13 protein-coding genes are annotated in these 13492 nt (G+C 72.1%); 8 read left to right on the forward strand and 5 right to left on the reverse strand.

Annotated elements, in window-relative coordinates:
• Positions 1 to 5 precede the first annotated feature (5 nt).
• From RBJ65_RS01400 to RBJ65_RS01415, 4 genes are all read left to right on the forward strand, one after another.
• Positions 6 to 1205 carry an acyl-CoA dehydrogenase family protein gene (locus RBJ65_RS01400; protein WP_306321208.1) on the forward strand — a complete coding sequence of 400 codons (1200 nt, stop codon included), beginning with the start codon at positions 6 to 8 and terminating at the stop codon, positions 1203 to 1205.
• Complete coding sequence (locus RBJ65_RS01405) at positions 1202 to 2251, forward strand: Zn-dependent alcohol dehydrogenase (protein WP_306321207.1); 1050 nt, start codon at positions 1202 to 1204, stop codon at positions 2249 to 2251. Before RBJ65_RS01400 ends, RBJ65_RS01405 begins: the two co-directional genes overlap by 4 nt.
• A gap of 125 nt (positions 2252 to 2376) precedes the next feature.
• Positions 2377 to 3024, forward strand: a complete 648-nt coding sequence (locus RBJ65_RS01410; protein ID WP_306321206.1) for a SnoaL-like polyketide cyclase — start codon at positions 2377 to 2379, stop codon at positions 3022 to 3024.
• A gap of 83 nt (positions 3025 to 3107) precedes the next feature.
• The gene (locus RBJ65_RS01415; protein ID WP_372341364.1) at positions 3108 to 3728 is read left to right on the forward strand and encodes a flavin reductase family protein; all 621 of its coding nucleotides are present in this window, start codon (positions 3108 to 3110) and stop codon (positions 3726 to 3728) included.
• A 7-nt stretch (positions 3729 to 3735) separates the two neighbouring features.
• On the opposite strand, the gene RBJ65_RS01420 is transcribed toward RBJ65_RS01415, so the two are convergent.
• Positions 3736 to 5016 carry an MFS transporter gene (locus tag RBJ65_RS01420; RefSeq protein ID WP_372341365.1) on the reverse strand — a complete coding sequence of 427 codons (1281 nt, stop codon included), beginning with the start codon at positions 5014 to 5016 and terminating at the stop codon, positions 3736 to 3738.
• A gap of 103 nt (positions 5017 to 5119) precedes the next feature.
• On the opposite strand from RBJ65_RS01420, the gene RBJ65_RS01425 reads away from it, so the two are divergent.
• The gene (locus RBJ65_RS01425; RefSeq protein WP_306321204.1) at positions 5120 to 6166 is read left to right on the forward strand and encodes a GlxA family transcriptional regulator; all 1047 of its coding nucleotides are present in this window, start codon (positions 5120 to 5122) and stop codon (positions 6164 to 6166) included.
• 66 nt (positions 6167 to 6232) lie between these two features.
• Here the strand turns inward: RBJ65_RS01425 and RBJ65_RS01430 are convergent, their stop codons facing one another.
• From RBJ65_RS01430 to RBJ65_RS01440, 3 genes are all read right to left on the reverse strand, one after another.
• Positions 6233 to 7096, reverse strand: a complete 864-nt coding sequence (locus RBJ65_RS01430) for an enoyl-CoA hydratase/isomerase family protein (protein ID WP_306321203.1) — start codon at positions 7094 to 7096, stop codon at positions 6233 to 6235.
• Between the two features lie 49 nt (positions 7097 to 7145).
• Positions 7146 to 9377: an acetate--CoA ligase family protein gene (locus RBJ65_RS01435; protein WP_306321202.1), complete on the reverse strand. Its 2232-nt coding sequence runs from the start codon at positions 9375 to 9377 to the stop codon at positions 7146 to 7148.
• Between the two features lie 192 nt (positions 9378 to 9569).
• Positions 9570 to 10760, reverse strand: coding sequence for an NAD(P)/FAD-dependent oxidoreductase (locus RBJ65_RS01440; RefSeq protein ID WP_306321201.1), 1191 nt, complete (start codon positions 10758 to 10760; stop codon positions 9570 to 9572).
• Between the two features lie 181 nt (positions 10761 to 10941).
• On the opposite strand from RBJ65_RS01440, the gene RBJ65_RS01445 reads away from it, so the two are divergent.
• The 3 genes from RBJ65_RS01445 to RBJ65_RS01455 are packed head-to-tail and all read left to right on the forward strand — an operon-like array spanning position 10942 to position 12775.
• On the forward strand, positions 10942 to 11394 hold the full coding sequence (locus RBJ65_RS01445; RefSeq protein ID WP_306321200.1) for a DoxX family membrane protein: 453 nt from the start codon (positions 10942 to 10944) through the stop codon (positions 11392 to 11394).
• Positions 11391 to 11819 carry a Zn-ribbon domain-containing OB-fold protein gene (locus RBJ65_RS01450; RefSeq protein ID WP_306321199.1) on the forward strand — a complete coding sequence of 143 codons (429 nt, stop codon included), beginning with the start codon at positions 11391 to 11393 and terminating at the stop codon, positions 11817 to 11819. Before RBJ65_RS01445 ends, RBJ65_RS01450 begins: the two co-directional genes overlap by 4 nt.
• A 41-nt stretch (positions 11820 to 11860) precedes the next feature.
• On the forward strand, positions 11861 to 12775 hold the full coding sequence (locus RBJ65_RS01455; RefSeq protein WP_306321198.1) for a GNAT family N-acetyltransferase: 915 nt from the start codon (positions 11861 to 11863) through the stop codon (positions 12773 to 12775).
• Positions 12776 to 12784: 9 nt separating this feature from the next.
• Here the strand turns inward: RBJ65_RS01455 and RBJ65_RS01460 are convergent, their stop codons facing one another.
• Entirely contained in the window at positions 12785 to 13486 is a 702-nt protein-coding gene (locus RBJ65_RS01460) for a pyridoxal 5'-phosphate synthase (RefSeq protein WP_306321197.1), read from the reverse strand.
• Positions 13487 to 13492: the final 6 nt, after the last annotated feature.

The following is a 13492-nucleotide window of genomic DNA, read 5'->3' on the forward strand; positions in this document are numbered from 1 at the left end:
GGGGCGTGGAGTTCGGCTTCGACCAGGCGGACAGCGCGGACGCGGACTTCCGTGGCGAGGTCCGGGAGTGGCTCGAAAAGCATCTGGACGAACGGTTCGCCGACGCCGTGGGGCGCGGCGGTCCCGGCAATGAGCACGAGGGCGGCGCCGAACGGCGCGCCTGGGAGCGGGAGTTGGGCACGGGCGGCTGGATCGGCATCGGCTGGGACCGGGAGGGCTTCGGCAACCGCGTCGCCACCCTCACCCAGCAGGTCGTCTGGGCGGAGGAGTACGCGCGCGTGCGCGCGCCGGGCCGCTACGGCCACATCGGCGAGAACCTCCTCGCGCCCACCCTCCTCGCGTACGGCACCGAGGAGCAGCAGCGCCGCTTCCTGCCGCCGATCGCGCGCGGCGAGGAACTGTGGTGCCAGGGCTACAGCGAACCGGGCGCGGGCTCGGACCTGGCGTCGCTGCGGACCTCGGCGGCACGCGACAAGGACGGCCGCTGGCGGGTGACCGGCCAGAAGGTGTGGACGTCGCTCGCGCACGAGGCGGACTGGTGCTTCGTACTCGCCCGCACCGACCCGGAGTCGCGCCGCCACAAGGGCATCTCCTTCCTCCTGGTCCCCATGGACCAGCCCGGCCACATCGACGTACGCCCGATCCGGCAGCTCACCGGGACGAGCGAGTTCAACGAGGTGTTCTTCGACGGCGCGGTCGCCGAGGAGCTCGTCGGCGGCGAGGGCGAGGGGTGGAAGGTGGCCATGGGGCTGCTCGCCTTCGAGCGCGGCGTGTCGACACTCGCCCAACAGGTGGGTTTCATCGAGGAGTTGCGGCAGGTCGTCCGGACGGCGTCCGCCAACGGCGCAATCGGTGACCCCTTGGTACGCGCCGACCTCGTGCGCCTCTGGTCCGAGCTGCGGACCATGCGGTGGAACGCGCTGCGCACCCTCGGCGGGGCCCCGGACGCGGGCGCGCCGAGCGTCGCCAAGCTGCTGTGGGGCGGCTGGCACCAGCGGCTCGGCGAGCTGGCCCTGCGCGTACGGGGCGCGGAGGCCTCCGTGGGACCGGCCGACTGGACCCCGGAGCGACCGTACGAACTCGACGAACAGCAGAGGCTGTTCCTGTTCAGCCGGGCCGACACGATCTACGGCGGCTCGGACGAGATCCAGCGCACCATCATCGCCGAGCGGGTGCTCGGCCTGCCCAGGGAGGGTGAGTCGTGAGGGGTGTTGTGTTCGACGGCCAAGAGGCCGTCGTCGTCGACGACTTGGAGATACGGGACCCGGGTCCCGGCGAGGTGCTGGTCGGGGTCGCCGCGGCGGGCCTGTGCCACAGCGACCTGTCGGTGATCGACGGGACGATCCCGTTCCCGCGCCCGGTGGTCCTCGGGCACGAGGGCGCGGGCGTCGTGGAGGCGGTCGGCTCGGGCGTGACGCACGTCGTGCCGGGCGATCACGTCGCGCTGTCGACGCTCGCCAACTGCGGGGCGTGCGCGGAGTGCGACCGGGGCCGGCCGACGATGTGCCGCAAGGCGATCGGGATGCCGCAGAAGCCGTTCGCGCGCGGGGAGAAGGACCTCTTCCAGTTCGCGTCGAACTCGGCGTTCGCCGAGCGGACCGTGGTGAAGGCCGTGCAGGCGGTGAAGATCCCGAAGGAGATCCCGCTGACGTCCGCGGCCCTGATCGGCTGCGGCGTGCTCACCGGCGTCGGCGCCGTCCTGAACCGGGCGAAGGTCGACCGCGGCGACTCGGTCGTCGTGATCGGCACGGGCGGCGTCGGCCTGAACGTGCTCCAGGGCGCCCGGGTCGCGGGTGCGCTGCGGATCGTGGCAGTGGACTCCAACCCCGCGAAGGAGGAGGTGGCGCGGCAGTTCGGCGCGACCGAGTTCCTGACCGACGTGGCGGCGGTGCGGGACGTGCTGCCGGACGGCGCGGACCACGTCTTCGAGTGCGTGGGCCGGGTCGAGCTGATCCGGGCCGCGATCGACCTCCTCGACCGGCACGGACAGGCGGTGATCCTCGGGATGCCCGCGGCGAAGGCGGAGGCGTCCTTCGTGCCCGCCGAACTCTTCCTCGACAAGTCGGTGCTCGGCTGCCGCTACGGCTCCTCCCGCCCGCAGCGCGACATCAAGCTGTACGCGGACCTGTACGCGGAGGGCCGGCTGCTGCTCGACGAGCTGGTCACGCGGACGTATCCGGTGGAGGCGTTCGGGCAGGCGGTCGCGGACGCGGAGGCGGGGAAGGTGGCGCGGGGGGTGCTGACGTTCTGACCGCAACTGGACGGTATACGTAGGCAAGTTGGTCACGTGCGCGAGATGTGGACAGCTTGTGTTGAAAGTGTGACCGAATGAATTATGGGGCCCGTTCATTGCTTCTCCCTCCGAAGGGCCCCGCCATGTCAGAAGCCGAAGCCCCACCACCCCTCTGGCTCCAGGGCCGGTCCGCGGTGATCGACGCCGCGGAACCGGCCCACTGGCGTGAGGGCACGCCGGACTACCACCTCTCCCACACGGTGATGCCGGGCCAGCGCACCACCGAACACGCCCCGGGCTCCCTGGAGGCCGTCGTCGAGGGGGTGGTGCAGGTCTTCGAGATGGAGGTCTCGCACAAGCGCGACCCCGCGACCTGGGTGTCCATGGTCGCCGACCGCTTCCGTACGCGGATCAACGGCGGCCCGTGGGCCGACGCCAACGACATTGTCGAGCGCGGCAGTTACAACATCCTCATCGGGGAGAGCGTCTTCTACGGCGCCGAGACCTTCGAGTCCTCGCACGACGTGTTCCACGGCGCCTTCCCCGGCGGATTCTTCTGGGAGGTCACCGAGGTCCTCTCGGGCCCGCCGGTCATCACGTTCAAGTGGCGGCACTGGGGCGCCTTCGACGGCGAGTACAACGGGTTCTCGGGCAGCGGCGAGAAGATCGAGATGTTCGGCGTGAGCATCGCCAAGGTCAGCGACGACCTGAAGCTGCTGGAGGTCGAGCACTTCTACGACCCCAACGCCTTCCTGGGGAAGATGACCGGGGGCTGCCCGGTGGCGCGCTGAGGGGGCCGCCGGGGCGCGGCGCCAAGGTGGCACCGGTGACGCGCCCCTTCCAATCTGACACCCCGTCAGCTTCAATGGATTCCATGATGGGACACGCAGGGATGGCGGCCACCGTCGTCCGGTACCTCAGGTCGGTCGGTGCTCCCACGGCGGAGGTGCCGCCCTTGGACGTGCTGCCGCGCCCCGATCTGCGCGCGGTCGGCGACGACGAGCGGGCGCCGGTCGACCCGGCCGAATTCCGGCGCGTACTGGGCGAGTTCGCCAGCGGAGTGACCGTGGTGACGGCGGCCGATCCCGATACGGGCGCGGCCGGCTTCGCCTGCCAGTCCTTCGCGTCCCTCTCCCTCGACCCGCCGCTCGTGGCGTTCATGGTCGCGCGTACGTCGACGACCTGGCCGCGGATCGCGCGCGCGGGCTCCTTCTGCGTCAACGTACTGGCCGCGGACCAGGGCGAGTTGTGCCGGGGCTTCGCGGTCAGCGGGGCGGACAAGTTCGCGGGCGTCGCGTACGACGAGGCACCGGTGTCGGGGGCGCCACGCCTCGACGGGGTCGCGGCGTGGATCGACTGCGCCATCCACGCGGTGCACACGGGCGGCGACCACCTGATCGTGGTCGGCCGGGTGACGGCGCTGGGGGCGGACGGCAATGGGGCGGGGCCGCTGCTGTTCCACCAGGGGCGGTTCGCGGGGTTGCCGCGGGACTGACGGGCCGCTACGAGGCCGAGGCGCGCCTGATGACCAGCGCCATCAGCGCCGCCGCCGCGCACAGCGCGCCCGAGGCGTACCAGACCACGTCGTACGAGCCGAAGACGTCCCGCGCCACACCACCCAGGAAGGCCACCACCGCGGCCCCCACCTGGTGCGAGGCGAGCACCCAGCCGAACACGATCGCGCTGTCCTCGCCGTAGTGCTCGCGGCACAGCGCGATCGTCGGCGGCACGGTGGCGACCCAGTCGAGCCCGTAGAACACGATGAAGAAGACCATCGGCGGCCGGACGTCCGGAGCCAGCAGCATCGGCAGGAACAGCAGCGAGACGCCGCGCAGCGCGTAGTACACGGCGAGCAGCCGGCGCGCCTCGATCCGGTCGGTGAACCAGCCTGACGCGATCGTCCCGACGACGTCGAAGACCCCGATGACGGCGAGCAGTGACGCGGCCGTGGTGACCGGCATGTGGTGATCGTGGGCTGCTGGTACGAAGTGCGTCTTGACCAGGCCGTTCGTCGAGGCGCCACAGATCGCGAAGGTGCCGGCGAGCAGCCAGAAGGGCCCGGTGCGGGCGGCCTTCGCGAGCACGGTCACGGCGCGCTTCCCCGCGCCCCGCACGGGCTCGGGCTTCGGCACGAACTCCTTCGCCCCGTACGGAGCTACGCCCGCGTCGGCGGGATGGTCGCGCAACAGCAGCCACACCAGCGGGACGACCGCGAGCGCGGACAGCGCCACGGTCACGGCGGCGGGCCGCCAGCCGTGCCGGTCCACGATCCAGGAGAGCAACGGCAGAAACACCAGCTGCCCCGAGGCACTGGCCGCGGTCAGCACTCCGGTGACGAGCCCGCGCCGCGCGACGAACCACCGATTGGTGACGGTGGCGGCGAAGGCCAGCGCCATCGACCCGCTCCCGAGCCCCACCAACACGCCCCAGAACAGCACCAGTTGCCAGGCGGCGGTCATCCACACGGTGAGCAGCGACCCGGCGGCGATGACGGTCAGCGCGAGGGCGACGACCCGCCGGATCCCGAACCGGTCCATGAGCGCGGCGGCGAACGGGGCCGTGACCCCGTACAGCGCCAGGTTCACGGACACGGCGAAGCCGATGGTGCCGCGCGACCAGCCGAACCCCGTACTCGGGTCGTGCAACGGCTCGATGAGCAGCCCCGGCAGGGAGGCGAAGGCGGCGGCGCCGACGATCGTCACGAAGGTCACGGCGGCGACGGCCCAGGCACGGTGCGGTCGGCGAATTCTGGGCCGGGCACCGGTCGACGCCTCCGCCGGTATCTGAGTCTGCGTCTGCGTCTGCGTCTCTGTCACCCAAAGAGCTTCGGCCATCGAGCCCCCCGGAACGAGTGGCCCGAATGCCATCATTCGCTAGGATCGGGCCATGCCCCGCACGCGCACCCGCACCCAACGGCACACCCCGCACCCGCACCGGGTGGCGGTGCTCGCGCTCGACGGCCTCATCCCCTTCGAGTTCGGCATCCCGCAGCGCATCTTCGGCCGCGCCCGCGACGCCGCAGGAGAGCTCCTGTACGAGGTCGTGACCTGCGCCGTCCGCGAGCCGGGCCGGGTGCGTACCGACGCGGACTACGAGATCCACGTCGAGCACGGCCCGGACGCCCTGGCCACCGCTGACACCGTGATCGTCCCGGCCTCGTACGAGATGGGCCCGGTCTACGAAGAGGGCGTGCTGACGCCGGAGTTGGCGAGGGCGCTCGCATACATCCGCCCCGGTACGCGCATGGTCTCGATCTGCACCGGCAGCTACGTCCTCGCCGCCGCGGGCCTCTTCGACGGCAGGGCCGCGACCACGCACTGGGCGGACGCCGCCCACTTCCAGAGCCTCTTCCCGCAGATCGAGGTCGACCCCAACGTCCTGTTCATCGACGGCGGCGACGTGCTGTCGTCGGCGGGCGTCGCCGCGGGCATCGACCTGTGCCTGCACCTGGTGCGGCGCGACCACGGCGCGGCGGTCGCCAACGACGTGGCGCGGCGCACCGTGGTACCGCCGCACCGGGACGGCGGCCAGGCCCAGTACATCGAACGCCCGCTCCCGGAGCCGACGTTGGCGTCCACCGCGCGCGCCCGCGCGTGGGCCCTCGACCACTTGGGCGAGCCGCTCACGCTGCGCGCCCTGGCCGACCGCGCGTCCCTTTCCGTACGCACCTTCACCCGCCGCTTCCGCGAGGAGGTGGGCGTCAGCCCCGGCCAGTGGCTCACCGGGCAGCGCGTGGAGCGGGCCCGGCAGCTGCTGGAGACGTCGGACGGCTCCATCGACGAGGTGGCCCGGCAGGCCGGATTCGGCACGGCCCAGTCGTTGCGGCAGCACTTCCACGCGGCGGTGGGGGTGACGCCGACGGCGTATCGGCGGACGTTCCGGACGTTCCGGACGTTCCGGGCGGGCGGGGGTGCGGTCGTGGGCACGCCGTGACGGTGGCTGTGACCGGAATCCCCAACAGGGCTGGGGTTTCCGGTCACAGTCCCGGTGGATCGCGGGTTAGCGGCCCCTGAAGTCCGGTCGGCGGCGCTCCACGAAGCTGGCGACGCCCTCGTTCGCGTCGTGGGTGCTCATGTTGAGCTCCTGGGCTGTGGCCTCCGCCGCGAGGGCCGTTGCGCGGTCGGTGTCGAGGGAGGCGTTGACCAGGTGTTTGGTCATCGCGAGTGCGCGGGTCGGGCCCGCCGCGAGGCGTTCCGCCCAGTCGCGGGCCAGCTTCGTCAACTGATCGTCCGGGACGACCCGGTTGATCAGGCCGAGGCGCTCCGCGTCGGGGGCGGGCACGGCGTCGCCGAAGAACATCAGCTCCTTCGCGCGCTGCGGGCCGATGAGGCGGGGGAGGAGGTACGCGCCGCCGCCGTCCGGGACGAGGCCGCGGCGTACGAACACCTCGATGAAGCGTGCCGACTCGGCCGCGATGACCAGGTCGCAGGCGAGCGCGAGGTGGGCGCCGATGCCGGCCGCCGTGCCGTTCACCGCGGCGATGACCGGTTTCTCGCAGTCCTGGACGGCGGTGATCAGGCGTTGCGCGCCGAGCCGGATCATGCGGGCGACGTCGCCCACGACCCGTTCCCCGGTGTCGGAGCCGCCGCCCCGCAGGTCCGCCCCGGCGCAGAAGCCCTTGCCCGTCGCGGTGATCACGACGGCTCGTACGTCCGGGTCGGCGGAGGCCTCGGCGAGCAGCGCGATGACGCGTTCGCGCTGGTCCCAGGTGACGGCGTTCATCGCCTCTGGACGGTTGAGGGTGATCCACGAGACGCCGTTGTCAGTGGCGTGCAGTACCAATGAGTCCAGGGGCTTTTCGGGTTCGGAGGGTTCGGAGGGTTCCGAAGGTTCCGAAGGAGCGGCGGGGGAGGGCTTGGTCATGGGGGAGCTCCGTTTCGGGAGTGGGGCGGCGGCAGCGGGTGCGGTGCGGTCAGCGGCACACGGCGAGGGCGTCGAGGGCGACCGCGCCCTGGCCGCGTGGCAGCACCATCAGCGGGTTGATGTCCAGCTCGGCGAGGTCGTCGCCGAGTTCGAGCGCCATCCGCTGCACCCGCAGGATCACTTCGACCAGCGCGTCGATGTCGACGGGGGGCGCCCCCCTGACCCCGTCGAGCAGCGCACGGCCGCGCAGTTGGTCCAGGACCGCGCGCGCCTGGGTCTCGCCGAAGGGGGGTACGGCGACGGCGGTGTCCCGCAGGACCTCCACGAGTACGCCGCCGAGGCCGACGGTCACGGTGGGGCCGAACAGGTCGTCGCGGGTGACGCCGACGACCATCTCGACGCCGCGTTCCACCATCTGGCAGACCAGTACGCCGTCGAGCTCGATGCCCTCGTAGCGGGCGATGTCGGTCAACTCGCGGTAGGCGTCCCGGACTTGGCTGGCCGACGTCAATCCCACTTTCACCAGGCCGAGTTCGGACTTGTGGGCGAGTTGGGGCGCCGAGGCCTTCATGACGACCGGGTAGCCGACGAGGGACGCGGCGCGCACCGCGGCGGCGGCGCTCGTCACCAGCTGTTCGCGCGGTACGCGGATGCCGTACGCCCGCAGCAGCTGCTTCGCCGCGTGTTCGCTCAGCTGGTGGCCCGGGCGCATCAGGGCCTGCGCCTTGCGGAAGGACGGGGACGGGGTGCGCGGTGCCTCGTCGAAGGGGGATACGTAGGAAGTCGTGAAGTGGTGGTGGGCCAGGTAGGAGCGGACCGCGGTGATGCAGTTGGAGAACGTGCGGAAGGTGGCCACGCGGGAGGAGTTGAGGAGCGTCTCGCGGTAGGCGTCCTCCGTGCCGACCGGCGAGCCCCACACCACGCACACCAGCTTGTCCGTCTGCTCCGCCGCGTCCACGAGGTCCTGCGCCAGCTTGTCGCTCATGGGTGGGAAGGGGCCGGTGATGGGGCAGATGAGGACGCCCACGGAGGGGTCGGCGAGGATCGCGTCGATGATCTTTCGGCCGCGCCAGTCGCCGACCGGGTGGCCGCCGTTGTCGACCGGGTTCGCGACGCTCAGGTACTCCGGTATCCACTGGTGGAGTTCGTCCTGCTTCTCCTGGGGGAGGGTGGGCAGGTCGAGGCCCGCTTCCGTCGCCAGGTCGGAGAAGTGGGCGCCGGTGCCGCCGGAGATCGAGTAGACGACGACGCCGTCGGCCTGCGGCGGGCGGGCGCGGGCCAGGAGGGCCGCGGTGTCCTGGAGTTCGTCGAGGCCGTCGACGCGGATGACGCCGAACTGCCGCATGGCGGCGTCCACGACGGTGTCGGCGCCGGTGAGCTTCCCGGTGTGGGAGGCGGCGGTGCGCGCCCCGGTCTCGGTCCGTCCGACCTTCACGGCGACGACCGGCACGCCCTCGCGCGCGGCCCGGTCGGCGGCGAGCAGGAAGGAGCGGCCGTCCTTGAGGCCCTCCACATAGCAGGCGATGGCGCCGACCTCGGGGCGCTGCGCGAAGTAGGAGATGAAGTCGGCGGTCTCCAGGTCGGCCTCGTTGCCGGTCGGCGCCCAGTGCGAGAGCCGGATGCCCAGCTCTTGGAGGCTGAACACGGGGCGACCTTGGTGGCCGGACTGGGTGATCAGCGCGATGGCCGGGCCTTCGAGGTCGTCACGGAAGCGTTCGAAGGCGTTGAGGTTGGTGTTCGGGCCGAGCAGCCGCATCCCGGAGCGCTCCACGGCGGCGGAGAGGCGGGCTTGCGCGGCCGCGCCCTCGTCGCCGGTCTCGGCGAAGCCGGAGGCGAAGGCGACGGCGAACCGCACCTTCGTGTCGGCGAGTTGCTCGATGACGGGAAGTGGGTCGGCGACGAGCAGTACCGCGAGGTCGACCTGTTCCGGCAGCTCGCCCACGGACGGCGAGCAGGGCAGCCCGAAGACGGACTCGCGGGTCGGGTGCACGGGATACAGGCGCGCGCCGACCCGCTCCGCCCAGCCCATCAGCTGCCGGGTGATTCCGGTGTTGGGCCGCCCCTCGGCGTCGGACGCGCCGACGACGGCGACGGACTCGGGCCGGAAGAACCGGTCCAGATCCGGTACGTCGGCGTGCAGCGGAAGCCCGCTGACGTCCGTGTCTTCGGTGCTCCCGGTTCCGGCCCGCCCATGGACGGCGGGTCCGGGCTGCTCACCGCAGGCGATCACGCGGGCCCGGCGGGAGTCGGTGGTCAGGGTGCCGTACGTCGATCCAAGCATCGGTCCGCCCGCTCCTGTGTGTCAGCGACATCTGTTGCCTGTGCGTTGCCTAGAAGTCCCCCAGGGAATAACTGACGCATAGTCAGATTACTGAACTGACACTGTGTCAGGAACAGGGCTGCAGGCAAAGAGCTGGGGCGAATGTTCCGAAGGCGGGGTCTGCGTGAGTGCGAAGAGGTACGAATACCGGGCTTACGCGGGGAGTTGGGCGGCCACTGACTTCCCGATGCGGCCGGCGTCCAGGGCCAGTTCGCGGAGCATGCCGCTGATGGGGTTCGTATAGCCGGTGAAGTGCAGGCCGGGAGCGCGGGAGGGGGTGGAGCGGGAAGTGGGGCGGGGGCGGCCGGTGGCGGGGTCGAGCACGTCCAGGTGGCCCACCAGGTCCTCCAGGCCCTGCCGGTAGCCGGTGGCCGCGATCACCGTGTCCGGGGTGATCCGGGTGTCGTCCGCGAGGACCACCGTGTCCGATTCGAAGGAGGTGACGGCGGCGACGGGTTCGACCTTCCCGGCGCGCACGGCGTCGACGAAGCCGACGTCCTGCACCGGGATGGCGCCCTCGCGCACCCGTGAGTAGAGGCCGGTGTCGGGGCGCGGCAGGCCCTGCGCCGAGAGGTCGGGCACGCTCAACTTGCCGAGCTGTGCGGCGAGTCGGTCGACCAGGGCGACGGGCAGGCGGCGGCAGAGGACGCCGGTGCGCTGGGCGGGCCAGCCGAGCGTGGAGCGGCGCACGATGTGCGGGGTGGTGCGCACGGCGACGCGGACACGCGCGGCGCCGCCCTCGATCAGGTCGACGGCTATCTCGGTGCCGGTGTTGCCCGCGCCGACGACGAGGACGTCCTGGCCGGTGAAGGGTGCCGGGTTGCGGTACTCGCAGGCGTGCAGCAGCTTGCCGGTGTACGAGGAGGTGCCGGGCCAGTCGGGCAGGTGCGGGGTGTGGTTGTAGCCGGTGGCGACGACCACGGCGGCCGAGGTCAGCTCGCGGCCACCGGTGGCACGCAGCAGCCAGCCCGCGCCGTCGGCGGTGCGGTCGACGCGGGTGACCTCGACGCCCGTGACGACCTCCAGGTCGTGGTGCTCGACGTACTTCTCCAGGTAGCGCACGACGTCGTCGCGGGCGACCCAGCGGCCGAAGCGGCGCGGCATCGGCAGGCCCGGCAGGCCGGAGAGGCGGCGGGTGGTGTGCAGGTGGAGGCGGTCGTAATGGCCCCGCCAGGAGGCGCCGACGCGGTCGGACTTCTCCAGGACGACGGCCCGTACGCCGTGCGCCCTGAGCCCTACCGCCGCGGCGAGTCCGCCGGGCCCGCCCCCGATGACGTACACGGGCGGGCGTTCATGGCTGCGTTCCGGGGTGCTGAGTGCCGGTGCGTGTGGGGAGTCGGCCATGTGCGGAGCGTAATCCGGCGTGGAGTTGAAGGGGCCTCGTCAAGACGGAAACCGGTTGCGAATTGATCACGGCCGCTCGGCGGGGCCCGTGCTGTGCGGGGCCTTGCGGAGTCGCGGCCGGATGCGCTGAACTGACGTACCGTCAGAAACCGAGAGAGGGGCCGGACTTCATGGAGCCGATATGGACGCGATAGGGCTCAGCGGCGCCGAATGGCTCGCCGTGCTGCGCATCGGGCTCGGCCTGTGGTGGCTGGAGAGCTGGCGGCACAAGGACAAGAAGGGCTGGTTCGAGCGCGGGACCGGCATCGCGTGGGCGGCGGACGTGGCGGGCAAGCACAAGTGGAACGCCGTCCGCAGCGGGTTCGAGGTCGTCGTCAAGCCGCGGCCGAAGACGATGGCGTACATCGTCGTGTACGCCGAACTCGCCCTCGGGCTCGGGCTGATACTCGGGTTTCTCACGCCGATCGCGCTGGTCGGCGGGCTGCTGCTCAATCTGCTGTATTTCACGCTCATGATCCACGACTGGGCCGAGCAGGGGCAGAACGCGATGATGGGCCTGATCTCGCTCGTCGCGCTGTTCGCCATGTCCTGGCAGACCTGGTCCCTCGACCACGCGATCGGACTGTTCTCGTGAGTACCGCTTCCGCAGATGTGCGTTTCGACGTTCCCGAGCCCGATGCCTTCACCCGCCCCTACTGGGACGCGGCCGCCGAGGGGCGGCTGCTGCTCAGGCACTGTGGGGCGTGCGGGCGGGCGCATCACTATCCGCGGGAGTTCTGCCCGTTCTGCTGGAGCGAGGACGGACAGTGGCGGGACGCGAGTGGGCGGGCCACGCTCTACACGTGGTCCGTCGTGCACCGCAACGACCTGCCGCCGTTCGGCGGGCGCACCCCGTACGTCGCCGCCGTCGTCGACCTCGCCGAGGGGCCGCGCATGATGACGGAGGTCGTGGACTGCGCGGAGGCGGAGCTGCGGGTGGGCATGGAGCTCACCGTCGACTTCCGGGAGGGCGGGGAGGGCTTCGCCGTGCCGGTGTTCAGGCCCGCGCCCGCCGCGTAATCCCATGGCCGTGCGCACGCCCGCGCGGCCATGATGTCCGGATGACGACCTCACGGGCACGCGCGGGTTCACGGGCACGTACGGGCACGGGTGAGTGGGCGCTGACGGCGGAGCTCGACGCGTTCGAGGAGCGGGCGGGGGAGCTGCTGCGCTCCGAACCGACCCTGAACACGGTGGCGTTGACCGTCACCGCGCGCATGCGGGTGTCCGGGTGGGCGGCCGACGGCGCGCGCTTCGGGGTGTGGGCGGGGCCCGGTGGCCGGGCGGACGGGTACTTCTTCTGGACGCCGCCGCACTTCCTGTACGTGGGGCTGCCCGGCCCCGAGGAGGGTGGCGCGCAGGCGGCGGGCGCCCTGCTCGACGCCCTCGCCGGGCTGCCGGTCGACGGGGTGAACGGCACGGAGGAGGCGACCGCCGCCCTCGCCGACGCCTGGCGCTCCCGCCACCCCGGCGGTCGGGCCGAACGCCGGATGCGGCAGCGGCTGTTCCGGCTCGGCGACCTCACGCCACCGGATCCGCTGCCCGAGGGACGGCCGCGGATCGCGGGCGCGTCCGACCGCGCCCTCCTCGCGGACTGGCACCTGGACTTCGAGGCCGACGCGCACACGAGCGACCCCGAGACGCGGGCGCGCGCCGAGGCGTGGGCCGACGACCGGATCGGCTACGGAGGCGTCACGCTGTGGGAGGACGCCGCGGGCACCCCCGTCTCCATGGCGGGCGTCAGCCGCAGGTCGGCGGGGACCGTCCGGGTCGCCCCCGTCTACACGCCGCCCCCGTTGCGCGGCCGGGGGTACGCGGGCGCCGTCACCGCCGAGGTCAGCCGGGTCGAGCTGGCGGCCGGTGTCGAAGAGGTGCTGCTCTTCACGGACCGCGCCAACGCGACGAGCAACGCGCTCTACCAGCGCCTCGGGTACCGGCCGGTCCGGGACTTCGCGGTGTGGGAGTTCATGGTCTGAGTGGGCGGGTCACGGCCACAGCAGCTCCTTGGCCCAACCACCCGTCGTACGAAGGTACTTGAGGCGTACGTGGCGGCGGCGGGCGTCGCCCTGGAAGAACTCCACCTCGTCCGGGGCCAGGTGGTAGACGGTCCAGGAGGGGGCGGGCGCGTCGGGCTCGCGCTGGGCGCGCTGCCACGCGGCGTCGGAGGCGCGCTCCAACTCCTCGTACGAGCCGAGCGGTTCGCTCTGGTGGCCGACGAGGGCCGAGGCGAGGGCGCCGGTCGAGCGGGCGTGCAGATCGGCGTGCGCGACCTCGGGCGGCGCCGCGCGGACGGGGCCGCGGACGCGGATCTGGCGGCCCTGCGCAGGCCAGTAGAAGCCGAGGGCCGCGTACGGGCGGGCGGCGAGCTGGCGGCCCTTGGCGCTGCCCGCGTGCGAGGCGAAGTGCCAGCCGTGCGCCTCGTCGGCGCCGTGCAGCATCACCGTTCGGACGTCGGGGTGGCCCTCGGCGTCCGTCGTGGCGAGGGAGGGGGTGTGCGGTTCGGGCTGGCCTGCCGCCACGGCCGCCGCGAACCACTCCTTGAACAGGGGGAGGGGTGCGGCGGGGGCGTCCTGTGGGGCGAAGGCGGGGAGCTGCGTGTCCCAGACGCGCAGGGACCGCAGCAGGGCGTCCAGGTCGACGTCGACGTCGGTCGTGGCTTCGGCTTCGGCTTCGGGTTCGGGTTCCATGGGGTG

Origin of the sequence: Streptomyces sp. KL109B, assembly GCF_030766935.1 — a bacterium.
Lineage (GTDB): Bacteria > Actinomycetota > Actinomycetes > Streptomycetales > Streptomycetaceae > Streptomyces.